The organism is Bacteroides sp. D22 (assembly GCF_000163675.1).
GTDB lineage: Bacteria > Bacteroidota > Bacteroidia > Bacteroidales > Bacteroidaceae > Bacteroides > Bacteroides xylanisolvens.
The window spans coordinates 60,916-79,342 of the sequence record NZ_GG774802.1 but is presented as its reverse complement, the minus strand read 5'-3'; the positions used below and the strand labels follow the sequence as shown (position 1 = coordinate 79,342).

Below are 18,427 nucleotides of genomic sequence, written 5' to 3'. Positions count from 1 at the left end.
ATATAGCGTAGGGCAACGCCCTACGAAAAAACACACCAGCCACAAGCCCTGAAAGGGCGGAACCGTATACAATTATGCCCTTTCAGGGCGCAAATTCAGATTGTCGTTTTTACGTAGGGCGTTGCCCTACGCTATATAATTAAGCCCTTTCAGGGCACTCCGCAAAATTATCATTTAGTGGTTATGCACTATTTAAGTATTAAACGATTAGAAAAAGTATCATGAAGAAGTTATTGCTGGCAGTTTTTAGTATAGCCACCACTTTCTCTCTATATGCGCAACGGGAAGTTCCGCAAGAACGAATGGAGCAAATTTACGAGGAAGTAAAGACACCATACAAGTACGGGCTCGCAGTTGCCCCGGCAGACAATTATCATAAGATTGATTGTCCTACCGTTTTTCGCCAGGGAGACAAGTGGCTGATGACTTATGTGGTTTACAACGGCAAAGGTGGAACCGATGGTCGTGGTTACGAAACGTGGATAGCAGAAAGTGATAATTTGCTCGAATGGCGCACTTTGGGACGGGTTCTTTCTTATCGGGATGGAAAATGGGACTGCAATCAGCGTGGCGGATTTCCTGCATTGCCGGATATGGAATGGGGTGGAAGCTATGAGCTTCAGACTTATAAAGGTCGCCATTGGATGACTTATATCGGTGGTGAAGGAACAGGCTACGAAGCTGTAAAAGCTCCGCTTTATGTCGGACTGGCATGGACGAAAGGAGATATTTCTACGGCACATGAATGGGAATCTCTGGACAAACCGATTTTGAGCATCCATGATAAAGATGCCCAATGGTGGGAAAAACTAACTCAATATAAGAGTACCGTTTATTGGGATAAAGATAAAACATTGGGAGCTCCGTTTGTGATGTATTACAACGCGGGCGGCCGTCATCCGGAAACGGATTTAAAAGGCGAACGTGTCGGCATTGCGCTTTCCAAAGATATGAAGACATGGAAACGCTACTCCGGAAATCCTGTTTTTGCGCACGAAGCAGATGGAACCATTACAGGAGATGCGCATATCCAAAAGATGGGAGATGTGTATGTGATGTTCTATTTCTCTGCTTTTGAACCTTCGCGTAAATATAAAGCATTCAATACATTTGCCGCCAGCTATGATTTGGTGAACTGGACCGACTGGAAAGGGGCCGACCTGATTATTCCCTCCAAGAACTACGATGAACTGTTTGCTCATAAGAGCTATGTGGTGAAACATGACGGAGTGGTTTATCATTTCTATTGTGCGGTAAACAAAGCAGAGCAACGTGGCATTGCCATTGCTACCAGTAAACCGATGGGACGTTCGGCTGTCCGTTTCCCGGCTCCGGAGAGTAAGAATCGCCGGCAAATTATTGAATTAAATGAAGGCTGGAAAACTTGGAGAGTTGAGAATGGAAAGTTGAGAGTTGAGAGTGAAAAGACTGTGAATATACCTCATAACTGGGATGATTATTATGGGTATCGTCAATTGACTCACGGCAATCTTCACGGAACCGTTCTTTACAAAAAAGACTTCATCCTCAACAACTCTCAATTCTCAACTCTCAACTCTCAACTTAAAAAATATTTCCTTCGTTTTGACGGAGTAGGTACATACGCCACCATTACAGTGAACGGAAAGGACTTCGGTCGTCATCCCATAGGGCGCACCACGTTGACTTTGGATGTCACAGATAAATTGAAACAGGGAGTAAATCGCCTGGAAGTGAAAGCCGAGCATCCTGAAATGATTGCCGATATGCCTTGGGTATGTGGAGGATGTTCATCGGAATGGGGATTCAGTGAGGGTTCCCAACCGTTAGGTATCTTCCGTCCTGTGGTATTGGAAGTAACGGATGAGATTCGCATAGAACCTTTCGGTGTACATATTTGGAATGACGAAAAGGCTGCTAACGTATTTGTAGAAACAGAGGTTAAGAATTATAGTAAAACAACAGAAACGGTAGAGTTAGTCAATAAACTAAGCAATGCCGATGGAAAACAAGTTTTCCGTTTGGTTGAAAAAGTAACTTTAGCTCCGGGAGAAATGAAAGTGATTCGCCAGCAGGCTCCTGTTGAGAATCCTGTCTTGTGGAATACAGAAAATCCATATCTCTATAAATTGGCTAGCATGATTAAGCGCGATACGAAGACAACGGATGAAATTTCGACACCCTTCGGTATTCGTACCATTAACTGGCCGGTAAAACGAAACGATGGAGACGGACGTTTTTACCTGAATGGAAAGCCGGTGTTTATCAATGGAGTATGTGAGTATGAGCATCAGTTCGGACAAAGCCATGCGTTCAGTAATGAACAGGTTGCCACAAGGGTAAAACAGATACGTGCAGCCGGTTTCAATGCGTTCCGGGATGCTCATCAGCCCCATCATCTCGATTATCAAAAATACTGGGATGAAGAGGGAATCTTGTTTTGGACACAATTTTCCGCCCACGTGTGGTATGACACTCCGGAGTTTCGTGAGAACTTTAAAAAGTTGCTTCGTCAATGGGTGAAAGAACGTCGTAATTCTCCGTCAGTGGTGATGTGGGGATTGCAGAATGAAAGCACTTTGCCTCGTGAGTTTGCACAGGAGTGCAGTGATATTATTCGGGAGATGGATCCGACTGCAAAGACAATGCGTGTCATAACAACCTGTAATGGCGGTGAGGGTACAGACTGGAATGTGATTCAAAATTGGAGTGGTACGTATGGAGGAGATGTGACGAAATACGGTCGTGAGCTCTCTCAAGCAAACCAATTGTTGAACGGAGAATATGGAGCGTGGAGAAGCATCGACCTACATACGGAGCCGGGAGATTTCCAGGTGAACGGAGTGTGGAGTGAAGACCGTATGTGTCAGCTGATGGAAACTAAAATCCGTTTGGCAGAACAGGCTAAAGATAGTGTTTGCGGACAATTCCAATGGATATACAGCAGTCATGACAATCCCGGACGCCGCCAACCGGATGAAGCGTATCGCAAGATAGATAAAGTAGGTCCGTTCAATTATAAAGGATTGGTTACTCCGTGGGAAGAACCGTTGGACGTATATTATATGTATCGCGCCAACTATGTTCCGGCTGCAAAAGACCCGATGGTTTACCTGGTATCACATACATGGGCCAACCGCTTTGAAAAAGGACGTCGCCGTGCCACTATCGAGGCTTACAGCAATTGTGATTCTGTATTGCTATACAACGATCTGACAAATGAAAAGGCAACCTTCCTCGGACGTAAAAAGAACAACGGAACAGGCACTCATTTTATGTGGGAAAACCGGGATATTCGTTATAACGTGCTTCGTGCAGTAGGATATTATAAAGGTAAGCCGGTGGCAGAAGACTTGATCCTATTAAATGGCCTGGAACAAGCCCCTAACTTCGAACTTCTTTATCAGGATGATAAAAAGATATTGAAAGGAGAGGCAGGATATAATTATCTGTATCGTCTCAACTGTGGAGGGGATGATTATACAGATAGTTTCGGACAGTTATGGTTGCAGGACAATACGAATTATTCCCGTTCATGGGCGGAGAATTTCAAGGACCTGAATCCTTATCTTGCCAGTCAACGTACCACCAATGATCCGATTCGTGGCACCCGCGACTGGACGTTATTCCAACATTTCCGCTTCGGACGTCATCAGTTGGAATATCGTTTCCCTGTGGCAGACGGAACATATCGTATTGAACTGTATTTCACAGAGCCTTGGCATGGTACGGGCGGAAGCGCTTCTACCGACTGTGAAGGGCTGCGCATATTTGATGTTGCCGTGAATGATTCTGTTGTATTAGACGACTTGGATATTTGGGCTGAAAGCGGTCATGACGGAGTTTGTAAGAAAGTAGTATATGCCACAGTGAAGGGGGGAATGTTGAAAATTCATTTCCCGGAAGTGAAAGCAGGACAAGCCTTGATTTCAGGCATTGCTATTGCCAGCACAGATCGGGAACTGAAACCGACGGTATTCCCTGCGTCCGGCTGGAGTTGGGAAAAGGCGGATAAAGAAGTAATGGAAAAGACTCCGAAAGAGTTACTTCCGGAAGACAAAAATGCTCGTGTCAGTATATCATACGAAGCGGAAACGGCAGTGCTGAAAGGCAAATTCCAAAAGAAAGAACATCGCAAACAGATGGGAGTGTTTTTTGGTAAAGGAAAAGGTAACAGTATTGAATGGAATGTTTCTACTGGGTTGGCGCAAGTGTACGCCCTTCGCTTTAAATATATGAATACTACCGGAAAGCCAATACCTGTCTTAATGAAATTCATTGATTCAAAAGGAGTAGTATTGAAAGAGGACGTATTGAACTTCCCGGAAACACCGGATAAATGGAAGATGATGAGCACCACCACCGGAACCTTTATCAATGCCGGACATTACAAAGTATTACTTTCGGCAGAAAATATGGACGGAATTGCTTTTGACGCATTGGATATTCAATAAATCTTTCTATCAATTGATTTCAATAAAACGGGATACGGATAAGGTAAACTTTCCGCATCCCGTTTCTTTATATTCGGATCATTTTCTTAGAAATAGAATATAGATGTTATTTTTTTATGATTCAATGTTCCGATTTTAATTATTTAAAAGATAGGAATTAAATAATCTCTATCTTTGAGGACAAACAAAAAGAGCAATAATGGAAAGTAATATACCAAAGTATGATTTGCCGGTTGATTATATTGTAGGAGAGGGATTCGCAAAAGATTTACTGAAGAGCTATAAGAATTTTCCATGTAAGATTGAATCCGGCTTATTTATTCTTTGTATAAAAGGCACTATGGAGGTGACGATCAATACCAATACCCATCATATTAGTGAAAATGATTTAATAACTTTGCCGCCTAATTGCATATTAGAGGTGCACACATTCTCATCCGATATCCAGATTTATTATGCAGGCTTTTCATCTCATTTTATAGAAAGTATAAATTTGATGAAAGCTACCCAGCACCTTCTTCCGGTAATTATGGAGAATCCGATAGTTGCTTTATCTCCACTTCAGGCCTGTAGTTATAAAATGTTTTATGAGTCATCTATTCTTTCATACGCTTCACTTAGGACGCGCGAAAATAAGGAGATAGTAAAAGCTGTTCTTACCATGTTTATCCAAGGGGCTACAGAAATATATAAGTTACAGAATAATTGGTATTTGTCTTCTCAATCAAGAAAGTATGAGATTTATCAGGAGTTTTTAAAATTAGTCATGAAACATTATACAATCCATCACGGAACATCTTTCTATGCTGATGAGTTAGGACTTAGCCTGCCCCATTTCTGTTCTACAATTAAAAAGGCGGCAGGAAATACTCCATTAGAGGTGATTGCTTCTGTCATTTTGATGGAAGCTAAATCCCGTTTAAAGTCGACCGATGAACCTGTAAAAAATATAGCTCTATCTTTAGGGTTTAATAATATCTCCTTCTTTAATAAGTTTTTTAAGCAGCATACTGGTATTACCCCTCAAGAATATAGAGGACGCTAATCTTCTGTTTTTCTATCAAATGGTAATGTAACGGTAAAACAACTACCTTTCCCAATCTCTGATTTAACGGAGATATCTCCTTGCAGGTGTTCTACAATCGTTTTACAGATAGAAAGTCCTAAACCGGTTCCCTGTTTAAAAGTATCTACTTTGTAAAAACGATCAAAGATTTCATTCAAACATTCTTGCGGAATTCCCGAACCGGTATCTTCTACAAATATTTGTACTGAATCCGCATTTCTGTTATCAAGCGTATACCCAAAATGAATATATCCTTTTTGGGTGAATTTCCGGGCATTATTAATGAAATTGCATATTACTTGTTTCAGGCGTGTAATATCTGTGTTGATATAAACATCTTCATCCGGTAATAATGACTTTATTTCAATTTCGGAAATAGGTTTCATTGCCTGTTCTTTCTCTATGTCCATCATTAAAGAGTTAAGGGAACAGTTGGAGAAAGTAAATTTAATCGTATTTGATTCAATCTTGGACAAATCAAGTATGTCGTCAATCAATCGTACTAAATGTTCGCTATTGATGCTGATTAGTCGCACGAAATCGGCACGTTCCTCTTCACTTAACTCATCATAAGTGGAACCTATAACATCAGAAAAGCCGACGATTGCATTCAGCGGCGTACGGATTTCATGACTCATATTGGCTAAAAACGCCATTTTAAGACGATCGCTTTCTTCTGCTTTTTTACGTGCCTCGATTAAGGTGTTTTCTATGTCTTTATATTCCTGAATACTCAAGCAGATTCCCACTAACCGATAGGGATGGCCGGATATGTTTGCAATATAAGTTGACTGCCCTTCAAACCATTCCCAAGTACCATCCCCCCGGCGCAAACGGAATGGAACTGTTTTGTCAAAAGTTGTATTACCACTAAGTTGTACAACAAAGGCATCAGCCATAGGTTGCCGATCGTCCGGATGAATCATATTCACATATTCCTCCATTGTCAAAGTATTATTTTCTCCTGCCGGAATACCTAAATGTTCAAAATAACGATCGTCAAGAGTAAATTCACTCCGACTTATATCATAATACCATGGATAGATTCTGGTTCTTTGCAAAGCAGTATTCAGAATATATTCCTGTGTAAGCTCTACTGTAATATTGCGGAAAAAGAATAAGATCTTGTTTAAATTAGTTCTATCCCTGATCGTTGCAAATTCTCCTCTTATGGGAAATTGTGTGTAATCAACCTGTTCTTGCATGAAGGTATGTTCAGGTAATGAATACGTATTTTCTCCCTGACGAATCTTTTCCAGAATAGTCGAAAGTATATCTTCCTTTTTATTTAGCAGTTTAAATAAACGATTGGTAGGAAAGGGAAGCATATCATTGACCGACGGATGAACATGCAGTTCTGCAAAAGCCTGCTGATTGAGTTGTATAACTTCTCCATTTGTATCAAATATAATCACTCCGTCGGGTAAAATGTTTAATAATTCATCGTTATAGAGTGTCTGTTTGTAATCTTCCATTTCTTTTATTGTTTTGTACTGAATATAAGATATATGAGACATATCTTATAACAAAGAAAACCATTTCTGTGAAGATTATAACATATTTACAGCTCTTTTTGAGCGACTTATACGGTTATTTTAAATTGCAAGATATTTAATGTTAATACAATATTCTTATTTTAATATTCGATATTCAAATATTAATAGAATGAAACTTTCATCTTTTCCAATAAAAGAAAGGGGTACAAAATGCCCTTTCGTCCGTCTACTTGATATGAAGAAAAAAGAACGAATGAAAATATATACTTTGCTATTTGGTATATTGTTTGTAAGTCCTACACAGGCACAAACAATGCATGATTGGGAGAATCATCATGTTCTCCAGATCAATCGTGAACCGGCAAGAGCCGCTTTTACCCCTTTCTCTGTACAGAAAGGAGACGGTTCAATCTCTTTAGACGGAACCTGGAAATTCCGTTGGACTCCCGTTCCCAATGAAAGAGTCATGAATTTCTATCAGACAAATTTTAATGATAAAGATTGGACGGATTTTCCTGTTCCCGCCAATTGGGAAGTGAACGGATATGGCACGCCTATCTATGTTTCAGCAGGCTATCCGTTTAAAATAGATCCTCCACGGGTGATGGGAGAACCGAAAACTGACTATACCACGTATAAAGAACGAAACCCGGTAGGGCAATATCGTCGTACCTTTGTCTTGCCGGCCGGATGGGAAGCGAATGGACAGACTTTTCTACGGTTTGAGGGCGTAATGAGCGCCTTTTATGTTTGGATCAATGGCAAACGGGTAGGGTATAGCCAAGGCAGTATGGAACCGAGTGAATTTAATGTCACGAAGTATCTGAAATCCGGAGAAAATCAAATTTCACTGGAAGTCTACCGATATAGTGACGGTTCTTATCTGGAAGATCAGGATTTCTGGCGTTTTGGTGGTATTCATCGTAGTATTCATCTGATACATACGCCGGATATTCATGTCCGTGATTATGCGGTACGCACTCTTCCTGCGTCTGCTGGTGATTATGAAGACTTTATTTTGCAGATTGATCCGCAATTCAGTGTATATCGAGGGATGACCGGAAAAGGGTATGTCTTACAGGGAGTATTAAAGGATGCTTCAGGCAAAGAAGTTGCCACATTGAAAGGTGATGTGGAAGATATGCTTGATTTGGAGCATAAAGCAAGCCGGATGAATGAATGGTATCCGCAGCGTGGCCCGCGTAAGATGGGACGTTTGTCAGCCATTATAAAATCGCCGGAAAGATGGACGGCAGAAACACCCTATCTTTATAAATTACACTTAACTCTCCAAAATGGAGAAGGAAAAGTCGTAGAACAGATAGAACAGGCCGTAGGTTTCCGCTCTGTAGAAATCAAAAAAGGACAACTGTTAGTGAACGGTAATCCGGTTCGTTTTCGTGGAGTGAACCGCCACGAACATGATCCACGGACGGCACGTGTCATGAGCGAAGAACGAATGCTTCAGGATATTCTTTTAATGAAGCAGGCAAATATAAATGCTGTGCGCACCAGTCATTACCCGAATGTAAGCCGTTGGTACGAGCTATGCGACAGCTTGGGATTGTACGTGATGGACGAAGCGGATATAGAAGAACACGGATTGCGTGGAACACTCGCAAGTACCCCCGACTGGCATGCAGCATTTATGGACCGTGCGGTCCGTATGGCGGAACGTGATAAGAATTATCCATGTATTGTAATGTGGAGCATGGGAAACGAAAGCGGTTACGGACCGAACTTCGCTGCTATTTCGGCATGGCTGCATGATTTCGATCCCACTCGTCCTGTACACTATGAGGGGGCGCAGGGAGTGGACGGAAATCCTGACCCGAAGACGGTCGATGTTATCAGCCGCTTTTATACCCGGGTGAAACAGGAATACTTAAATCCCGGCATTGCAGAGGGAGAAGACAAGGAACGCGCTGAAAATGCACGTTGGGAACGGTTGCTGGAAATTGCGGAACGTACCAATGACGACCGTCCGGTGATGACGAGTGAATATGCACATTCCATGGGGAATGCATTAGGAAATTTCAAGGAATATTGGGATGAGATATATAGCAATCCCCGTATGCTAGGTGGTTTTATATGGGATTGGGTAGATCAGGGAATCTACAAGACATTACCCGATGGCCGTACCATGGTGGCTTACGGCGGTGACTTTGGCGATAAGCCGAATTTAAAAGCTTTCTGCTTTAATGGATTGCTGATGAGCGACCGTGAAACTACGCCTAAATATTGGGAGGTAAAAAAGGTATATGCACCAGTTGAGTTGAAAGTTGAGAATGGAGAGTTGAGAGTAACCAACCGGAATCATCATATTGATTTATCACTTTATCGTTGTCTATGGACATTATCAGTGGATGGTAAGGAGAAAGAACGGGGAGAAATAACATTGCCGGAAATAGCTCCAGGGGAAAGTAGCACAATCGGTTTGCCGGCTTTCCGATCATTGAAAACTCTTTCCGATTACCAGCTGAAAGTAAGCATTGTTTTGAAATCGGATGCTCTTTGGGCAAAGGCAGGACATGAAGTGGCCTGGGAACAATTCTGCTTACAGAAAGGAGATTTAGCTTCTGCCGATCTGATTAATAAAGGAGCGCTTCAGGTGAAAGAGGACGATAATTCTTTATTGATTAGCGGGCGCAGTTTTTCTGTTCAGTGGGAAAAGAAAGTGAACGGAAGTATGACTTCCCTTATATATAAGGGCAAAGAAATGCTGGCTCACTCCGATGATTTTCCGGTTCAGCCTGTCACTCAAGTTTTCCGTGCTCCGACAGATAATGACAAGAGCTTCGGAAACTGGTTGGCTAAAGACTGGAAATTGCATGGAATGGATCATCCGCAGATAAATCTGGAATCTTTCCACCATGAAAAACGTGCAGACGGGGCGGTCATTGTCCGGATTCAAACAAGTAATTTATATAAAGAAGGAAAAGTGGTGACGACTTCTGTCTATACGGTCTTTTCAGATGGAACGATTGATCTGAAAACAACTTTCTTGCCACAAGGAGTTCTTCCTGAAATTCCCCGTTTAGGAATCGCATTCTGTCTGGCGCCTGCTTATGATACATTTACCTGGTATGGCAGAGGACCACAGGATAACTATCCTGACCGCAAAACATCTGCTATGATAGGGCTTTGGAAAGGAAGCGTTGCAGACCAATACGTACATTATCCACGTCCGCAGGACAGTGGAAACAAAGAGGAAGTGCATTATCTTACCTTGACCGACAAACAGAATAAAGGCATTCGTGTTGACGCGGTAGAAAACGCATTTTCTGCATCTGCCCTGCATTACACCGTACAAGACATCTATGAAGAAACTCACGATTGCGATTTAAAACCACGTGCAGAAGTTATTCTTAGTATGGATGCTGCCGTACTTGGATTAGGAAACAGTAGTTGCGGACCGGGTGTATTGAAGAAATATGCCATAGAGAAAAAAGAACATACGTTGCATCTCCGTATCAGTAGTAAACAATAATAGCAATAAATAACTAACACAATAATAAAAGTAACAATGAAAAAAGTAACCACTTTATTATCGACCTTAGCGTTGGCAACTACCCTGGCTGCTCAAAACCTTCCACAAACGGAAAGGCAATATCTCTCCGGTCACGGATGCGACGATATGGTTGAATGGGACTTCTTTTGTACCAACGGACGCAATTCCGGCAAATGGACGAAAATCGGCGTACCTTCCTGTTGGGAATTGCAAGGCTTCGGCACTTATCAGTATGGGATCACTTTCTATGGAAAGCCATTTCCTGAAGGCGTTGCCGATGAAAAAGGTATGTATAAGTACGAGTTTGAAGTTCCGGAAAAGTTTCGCGGTAAACAGGTCAATCTTGTATTCGAAGCTTCAATGACAGATACGGAAGTAAAAGTGAACGGACGCAAAGTGGGTTCCAAACATCAGGGAGCCTTCTATCGTTTTTCATACAACGTCACGGATTTCCTGAAATATGGCAAAAAGAATTTATTGGAAGTCACTGTTGCCAAAGAGAGTGAAAATGCCAGTGTGAACCTTGCCGAACGTCGTGCTGATTATTGGAATTTCGGCGGTATCTTCCGTCCGGTATTCCTGGAGGTGAAACCAGCCGTAAACCTGCGGCACATTGCCATTGACGCAAAGATGGATGGAACTTTCCGAGCCAACTGTTACACAAATATCTCTAATGACGGAATGAGCATCCGTACACAGATTTTAGATAAAAAAGGGAAAAAGATAACGGAAACCACCGTACCCGTAAAAGCAGGAGGCGACTGGACTTCCCTGCAACTGAATGTATCTAACCCCGCATTATGGACAGCGGAAACTCCGAATCTTTATAAAGCGCAATTCTCTCTATTGGATAAGACCGGTAAGGTTTTGCATAGTGAAACAGAAAATTTTGGTTTCCGCACAATTGAAGTACGCGAAAGCGACGGACTTTATATAAACGGAGTACGTATCAATGTACGTGGTGTCAATCGCCATAGTTTCCGTCCTGAAAGTGGCCGTACGTTGAGTAAAGAGAAGAATATCGAAGATGTTCTTTTGATGAAAGGCATGAATATGAATTCTGTCCGTTTGAGCCACTATCCGGCTGACCCGGAATTTTTGGAAGCCTGTGATTCTCTCGGACTTTATGTGATGGATGAATTGGGAGGCTGGCATGGCAAGTATGATACCCCCACCGGAGTACGTCTGATTGAAGGCATGATAGAATGTGACGTGAATCATCCGTCTATTATTTGGTGGAGTAATGGTAATGAAAAAGGATGGAATACCGAACTGGATGGAGAGTTTCATAAATACGATCCCCAGAAACGTCCGGTTATTCACCCGCAAGGTAATTTCTCCGGTTTTGAAACTATGCATTACCGTTCTTACGGAGAAAGCCAGAACTACATGCGCTTACCGGAAATCTTTATGCCTACGGAATTCTTGCATGGTTTGTACGATGGCGGCCATGGTGCCGGATTATACGATTATTGGGAAATGATGCGCAAGCATCCCCGTTGTATCGGTGGCTTCCTTTGGGTATTGGCAGACGAAGGTGTGAAGCGTGTAGATATGGACGGATTCATTGATAACCAGGGAAACTTTGGAGCAGACGGTATTGTAGGGCCACATCACGAAAAGGAGGGTAGCTACTACACTATCAAGCAGTTATGGAGTCCGGTACAAATCATGAATACTTCTATCGACAAGCAATTTGATGGCAAATTCTCCGTAGAAAACCGTTACGATTATCTGAATCTGAATACTTGCCGTTTCCTTTGGAAGCAAGTAAAATTCCCGCTGGCAACAGATGCGTCCAATGCTACTATTCAAGTGTTGAAAGAAGGTGAAGTGCAAGGCAGTGACGTGGTTGCTCACTCGGCAGGCATTTTGGATATAAAAACAAATATCCTCCCCAATGCAGACGCCCTCTTCCTGACAGCAATCGATCCATACGGCCATGAACTTTGGCGCTGGACTTTCCCGGTCAACAAACTGAATCAGCAGACAGAACAGCTTTCTCCCTTGTCCAGTCGTCCTATTTATACAGAGACAGAAAATGAGCTTACTGTGAAAGCGAATAAGCGTACATTCATCTTCTCAAAGAAAGACGGACAACTGAAAGGGGTATCTGTAGATAACCGTAAGATTAGTTTCGCCAATGGCCCCCGTTTCATTGGAGCCCGTCGTGCAGACCGCTCATTGGATCAGTTCTATAACCATGATGATGAGAAAGCAAAAGAAAAAGACCGCACATACAGCGAATTCCCTGATGCTGCCGTATTTACGAAACTGGATGTGAAAGAAGACGGAGGTAATCTGGTTGTTACCGCCAATTATAAACTAGGCAATCTGGATAAAGCCCAATGGACAATTAACCCGAGTGGAGAACTGGCTTTGGATTATACCTACAATTTCTCCGGTGTCGTAGACTTGATGGGTATTCGTTTCGACTATCCTGAAGATCAGGTAATCAGCAAACGCTGGCTGGGTGCCGGACCTTACCGTGTATGGCAAAACCGTATTCACGGAACACAATACGATGTTTGGGAAAACGACTATAACGATCCTATTCCGGGTGAGACCTTCACATATCCCGAATTCAAAGGATACTTTGGTGATGTTTCCTGGATGAATATCCAAACGAAAGAAGGCACTATCAGTCTGACAAACGAAGCTCCCGACGCGTATATCGGAGTATATCAGCCTCGTGATGGCCGCGACCGTTTACTTTATACTCTTCCCGAAAGCGGAATCTCTGTCCTGAACGTGATTCCTCCGGTACGTAATAAAGTAAACTCCACCGATTTGTGTGGTCCCTCTTCACAACCGAAATGGGTAAATGGTCCACAAACCGGACGAGTCATTTTCCGGTTTATGTAAATGAATCATATAAAGGTATCCACATTGCGTTGGGTACCTTTTTTATTTGGCCTTCTCACCGATTTTTCAAGGAAAAAGGCTATAAGTGGGGAATAATCATTATTTTTGTTTCGTTTTATACATTCAGATTAATGAATTCTTTCCTATGTACACAATACTAATTATAGAAGATGAACCCCGGGTTGCAAGTTTGCTGATGAACGGACTGGAAGAAAATGGCTATCAGACAATGGTGGCTTATGACGGACTGATGGGCTTACGGCTTTTTCAGACGCATACATTCGATCTGGTTATATCCGACATTGTTCTGCCTAAGATGGACGGATTTGAACTGGCGAAAGAAATTCGCAAAACCAATCCCAATATTCCTATATTGATGTTGACGGCATTAGGATCGACGAATGATAAACTGGACGGCTTCGATGCCGGTGCAGACGATTACATGGTGAAACCTTTTGATTTCAGAGAGTTAAATGCCAGAATCAAAGTGCTATTGAAACGTGTGGCGGGTAATGCTCAGGAATTACCGCAGGAACTTGTCTATGCAGATTTGCGTATTGACCTTCAACGTAAAGACGTAGAACGAAACAGCATATCCATTAAACTTTCTCCTAAAGAATACAACTTACTGTTATATATGGTAGAAAATGCCGAAAGAGTATTAAGCAGGGTTGAAATAGCGGAGAAAGTATGGAACACCCATTTTGATACAGGAACGAATTTCATAGATGTATATATCAACTATCTTCGCAAAAAGATAGACCGGGATTTTGAACCGAAACTTATTCATACCAAAGCTGGAATGGGTTTCATACTGACTGATAAATTATGAAGATCAGGACAACGTTGACTCTACAATATGCAGGGCTTACAGCTGCGGTATTCTTTGTTTTTGTGATGGCTGTCTACTATGTAAGTGAACATTCGCGTAGCAATGCTTTCTTTCGTAATCTTCAAAGTGAAGCTATAACCAAAGCACATTTATTCCTTAAGGATCAAGTAGATGCCAAAACCATGCAGTCTATTTACCTGAATAATCAGAAGTTTATTAATGAAGTAGAGGTTGCTGTCTATACAACAGATTTTAAAATATTATATCACGATGCTCTGCAAAACGATATTGTTAAAGAAACGCCGGAGATGATAAAACGTATCCTGAAGCGAAAGAATATCAATTTCTATGTGGACGAATATCAGGCTATAGGACTGGTGTATCCGTTTGAGGGCAAAGACTATGTGGTTACCGCCGCAGCCTACGACGGTTACGGATACGCCAACCGAGATGCGCTAAGAAATATGCTTATTCTCCTATTTATCGGTGGATTGAGCGTATTAGTGGTTGTGGGGTATATCCTTTCTCGAAGCACTTTAAAACCGATACGTAATATAGTGAAAGAAGCGGAGAAAATCACAGCATCGCATATTGATAAAAGATTACCCGTAAAAAATGAACAGGATGAACTGGGAGAATTGAGTACGACATTCAATGCATTGTTGGAACGCCTGGAAAAGTCTTTCAATTCACAAAAGATGTTCGTCAGTAATGTATCTCATGAATTGCGTACCCCCATGGCAGCTCTTACAGCCGAATTGGATTTAGCTTTATTGAAAGAACGGAGCTCCGAACAATATCAGATGGCTATCGGCAATGCACTGCAAGATTCGCGTCGGATTGTTAATCTGATCGACGGATTATTGAATCTGGCAAAAGCTGACTATCAGTCGGAACAGATAACTATGGAAGAAGTCCGTCTGGACGAACTGTTGCTGGACGCCAGAGAGCTGGTACTAAAAGCTCATCCGGATTATCACATCGAATTAGTATTTGAGCAGGAAGCCGAAGAAGATAATGTGCTGACAATAATCGGAAACAGCTATTTACTGACCACCGCTTTTGTGAATCTGATAGAAAATAACTGCAAGTACTCTTCCAACCGGGCTTCATCAGTCCTGATCGCCTATTGGGAGCAATGGGCAATCATTCGTTTGTCTGATAACGGTGTAGGTATGTCTGATACGGATAAAGAAAACCTGTTTAAACTGTTTTATCGTGGAGAGAACAAACATATTGCTCCTGGAAATGGTATAGGCATGGCCTTGACACAGAAGATTATCCACCTTCACAAAGGCGAACTGACCGTATCTTCCCATAAGGATGAGGGCACTACTTTTGTGGTGAAACTTCCGCATATTTAAGAAATTCTAATAGCTTTCTAATACCACTCTAATCATTCTCTAACAGCTTCCCGGTGAAGTCTTCCTTACTTTTGCATCGAATTAACAAATGCAGTTAGTAACTTAAAAAAAATTAGAGAGTATGGTATGGAAGAAAAAACTGCGTTCATCACAGTACATATTCAATTCAGAGAAAGTATTTTTGGTTGCCACACAACCCGGTAAGTCAATCTATTCATACTTACAGACAACAAAGCTTGGATTAACGTTGGGAGAAGTGCAAGAGCGACAATCCGTTTATGGAAGAAACGAAGTGGTACATGAACAGAAAAAGAATCCGTTTATCCTGTTTATCAAAACGTTTATCAATCCTTTCATTGGCGTTCTGACCGGACTCGCCATAATATCCTTATTTTTGGATGTATTGATGGCCGATCCCGGAGAGCAGGAATGGACGGGAGTCATTATCATCTCATCCATGGTGCTGTTCAGTGCTATCCTGCGTTTTTGGCAGGAATGGCGAGCAAGTGAGGCTACGGATTCTTTAATGAAAATGGTAAAAAACACATGTCTCGCCAAACGTGCGGGAGAGCATGAAGAAGAGATCGAGATTACGGAACTCGTCCCGGGGGATATCGTGTATTTGGCAGCCGGGGACATGGTTCCCGCTGATATTCGGATCATCGATTCGAAAGACCTGTTCATCAGTCAGGCTTCATTGACAGGAGAGTCCGAACCGATAGAAAAGTTTCCGGAGGTACGGGGACAGCAGTTCCGAAAAGGAAGTGTCATTGAATTGGACAATATTTGCTATATGGGTTCCAATGTGATAAGTGGTGCGGCAAAAGGAATCGTTTTTGAAACGGGGAACAAAACCTATCTGGGTACTATTGCAAAAAGCCTGGTCGGACATCGTGCCACTACAGCTTTTGACAAAGGCATTAGCAAGGTTAGTTTTTTATTGATTCGCTTCATGCTGGTTATGGTTCCATTTGTGTTTTTCGTGAATGGCTTTACGAAAGGGGATTGGTTTGAAGCTTTCATATTCGCTATATCCGTTGCGGTTGGCCTTACTCCGGAAATGTTACCGATGATTGTGACTGCCAACCTTTCCAAAGGAGCGATAGCCATGTCCAAAAAGAAAACAATCGTAAAGAATCTCAATGCCATTCAGAATTTTGGAGCGATGGACATACTCTGTACTGATAAAACCGGTACATTGACCTGCGATAAAATCGTGTTGGAAAAATATATCAATGCAGATGGCAGTGACGACAACAGTAAACGTATTCTTCGTCATGCTTACTTCAACAGTTATTTCCAAACCGGTTTAAGGAACCTGATGGATAAAGCGATTCTTTCCCATGTAAGAGATTTGAGCCTGGAACATCTGAAGGATGACTATACCAAAGTGGACGAAATACCTTTCGACTTTACGCGCAGAAGAATGTCTGTTGTAATAGAAGACAGGCAGGGAAAGCGGCAAATCATCACCAAAGGAGCGGTAGAAGAGGTTCTCGATGTCTGTTCCTATGCCGAGTTCAACGGGCAGATTCATCCCTTGACTGATGCATTGAAAATCAAAGCAAAGATGATTAGTGAAGATATGAATCAGCAGGGGATGAGGGTATTGGCAGTCTCCCAAAAAAGTTTTATCGAGAAAGATTGTAATTTTGCCATCGAAGATGAAAAAGAAATGGTACTGATCGGGTATCTTGCTTTTCTTGATCCTCCGAAACCTTCTGCTGCCGAAGCCATCGAACAATTATATGCGCATGGAGTAGCAGTGAAAATTCTATCGGGAGATAATGATGTCGTAGTGAAAGCGATTGCCCGACAGGTAGGAATTGATACCAGTCATTTTCTTACCGGGATAGAAATAGAAAATATGGACGAAACAGCATTGAAAGAAGCGGTAAAGGATACCACTTTATTTTCAAAACTGACTCCATTACAAAAGACGCAAATCATCTCTCTGTTGCAGGAGCAAGGCAATACGGTAGGGTTCTTGGGAGATGGAATTAATGATGCAGGTGCATTGCGTCAGTCGGACATTGGTATATCAGTCGATTCTGCTGTGGATATAGCCAAAGAAAGCGCAGATATTATCTTGTTGGAAAAAGATTTGATGGTATTGGAAGACGGAGTGCTCGAAGGAAGAAAGACATTCGGCAATATCAATAAGTACATAAAGATGACTGCCAGTTCCAATTTTGGGAATATGTTCAGTGTGGTGTTTGCCAGTGCATTCCTGCCGTTTCTGCCCATGATGCCGATACATCTATTGATCCAGAACCTGTTGTATGACATATCGCAGACCACCATTCCTTTTGACCGTATGGACCCGGAGTTCCTGAAGAAACCCCGTAAATGGGATGCGTCCGATCTAAGTCGTTTTATGATTTATGTAGGTCCCATCAGTTCTATCTTTGATATTATCACGTATCTGGTCATGTGGTACGTATTTAGCTGCAACAGCCCCGAACACCAGACACTGTTTCAAACCGGATGGTTTGTGGAAGGTTTGTTATCACAGACATTGATTGTCCACATGATACGTACCCGCAAGATACCGTTCATACAAAGCCGTGCCACATGGCCTGTGATGGGACTGACCTTCTTAATCATGGCAATAGGTATTCTTATTCCTTTCACCGCTTTCGGGCGTTCCATCGGATTGACAGCTCTTCCTTTGAGCTATTTCCCCTGGCTGGTTGGGATTTTGCTCTCTTATTGCATTTTGACGCAGATCGTGAAGAATTGGTATATTAAGAAGTTTGTGCGCTGGTTATAATCCACAGTATCATATTTTATTCAGAAATCATTAAGCGATAAATATCTAATATTTTCTTATATAGAATATTCTAACCTACAAAAAAGA

8 protein-coding genes are annotated in these 18,427 nt (G+C 42.1%); 7 read left to right on the top strand and 1 reads right to left on the bottom strand.

What is annotated here, in order from left to right:
• Positions 1-221 precede the first annotated feature (221 nt).
• Positions 222-4,433 (top strand): malectin domain-containing carbohydrate-binding protein, encoded by a 4,212-nt coding sequence (locus HMPREF0106_RS15840; RefSeq protein ID WP_009039605.1) that lies wholly within the window; start codon positions 222-224, stop codon positions 4,431-4,433.
• A 199-nt stretch (positions 4,434-4,632) separates the two neighbouring features.
• On the top strand, positions 4,633-5,478 hold the full coding sequence (locus tag HMPREF0106_RS15845) for an AraC family transcriptional regulator (RefSeq protein ID WP_004314666.1): 846 nt from the start codon (positions 4,633-4,635) through the stop codon (positions 5,476-5,478).
• On the opposite strand, the gene HMPREF0106_RS15850 is transcribed toward HMPREF0106_RS15845, so the two are convergent.
• The gene (locus HMPREF0106_RS15850; protein WP_004314671.1) at positions 5,475-6,974 is read right to left on the bottom strand and encodes a sensor histidine kinase; all 1,500 of its coding nucleotides are present in this window, start codon (positions 6,972-6,974) and stop codon (positions 5,475-5,477) included. The genes HMPREF0106_RS15845 and HMPREF0106_RS15850 overlap by 4 nt on opposite strands.
• 256 nt (positions 6,975-7,230) lie before the next feature.
• Here HMPREF0106_RS15850 and HMPREF0106_RS15855 point away from each other — a divergent pair, with 256 nt between their 5' ends.
• The 5 genes from HMPREF0106_RS15855 to mgtA all read left to right on the top strand — a co-directional run bounded on the left by HMPREF0106_RS15855 (position 7,231) and on the right by mgtA (position 18,340).
• Complete coding sequence (locus tag HMPREF0106_RS15855; protein ID WP_009039603.1) at positions 7,231-10,485, top strand: glycoside hydrolase family 2 TIM barrel-domain containing protein; 3,255 nt, start codon at positions 7,231-7,233, stop codon at positions 10,483-10,485.
• 36 nt (positions 10,486-10,521) lie between these two features.
• The gene (locus HMPREF0106_RS15860) at positions 10,522-13,371 is read left to right on the top strand and encodes a glycoside hydrolase family 2 TIM barrel-domain containing protein (protein ID WP_009039602.1); all 2,850 of its coding nucleotides are present in this window, start codon (positions 10,522-10,524) and stop codon (positions 13,369-13,371) included.
• A gap of 145 nt (positions 13,372-13,516) precedes the next feature.
• Positions 13,517-14,203: a response regulator transcription factor gene (locus HMPREF0106_RS15865; protein ID WP_008640327.1), complete on the top strand. Its 687-nt coding sequence runs from the start codon at positions 13,517-13,519 to the stop codon at positions 14,201-14,203.
• Positions 14,200-15,567 (top strand): sensor histidine kinase, encoded by a 1,368-nt coding sequence (locus HMPREF0106_RS15870; protein WP_009039601.1) that lies wholly within the window; start codon positions 14,200-14,202, stop codon positions 15,565-15,567. Before HMPREF0106_RS15865 ends, HMPREF0106_RS15870 begins: the two co-directional genes overlap by 4 nt.
• 121 nt (positions 15,568-15,688) lie before the next feature.
• A complete protein-coding gene (gene mgtA / locus HMPREF0106_RS15875) occupies positions 15,689-18,340 on the top strand; it encodes a magnesium-translocating P-type ATPase (protein ID WP_009039600.1) in 2,652 nt (883 codons plus the stop codon).
• Positions 18,341-18,427 lie beyond the last annotated feature (87 nt).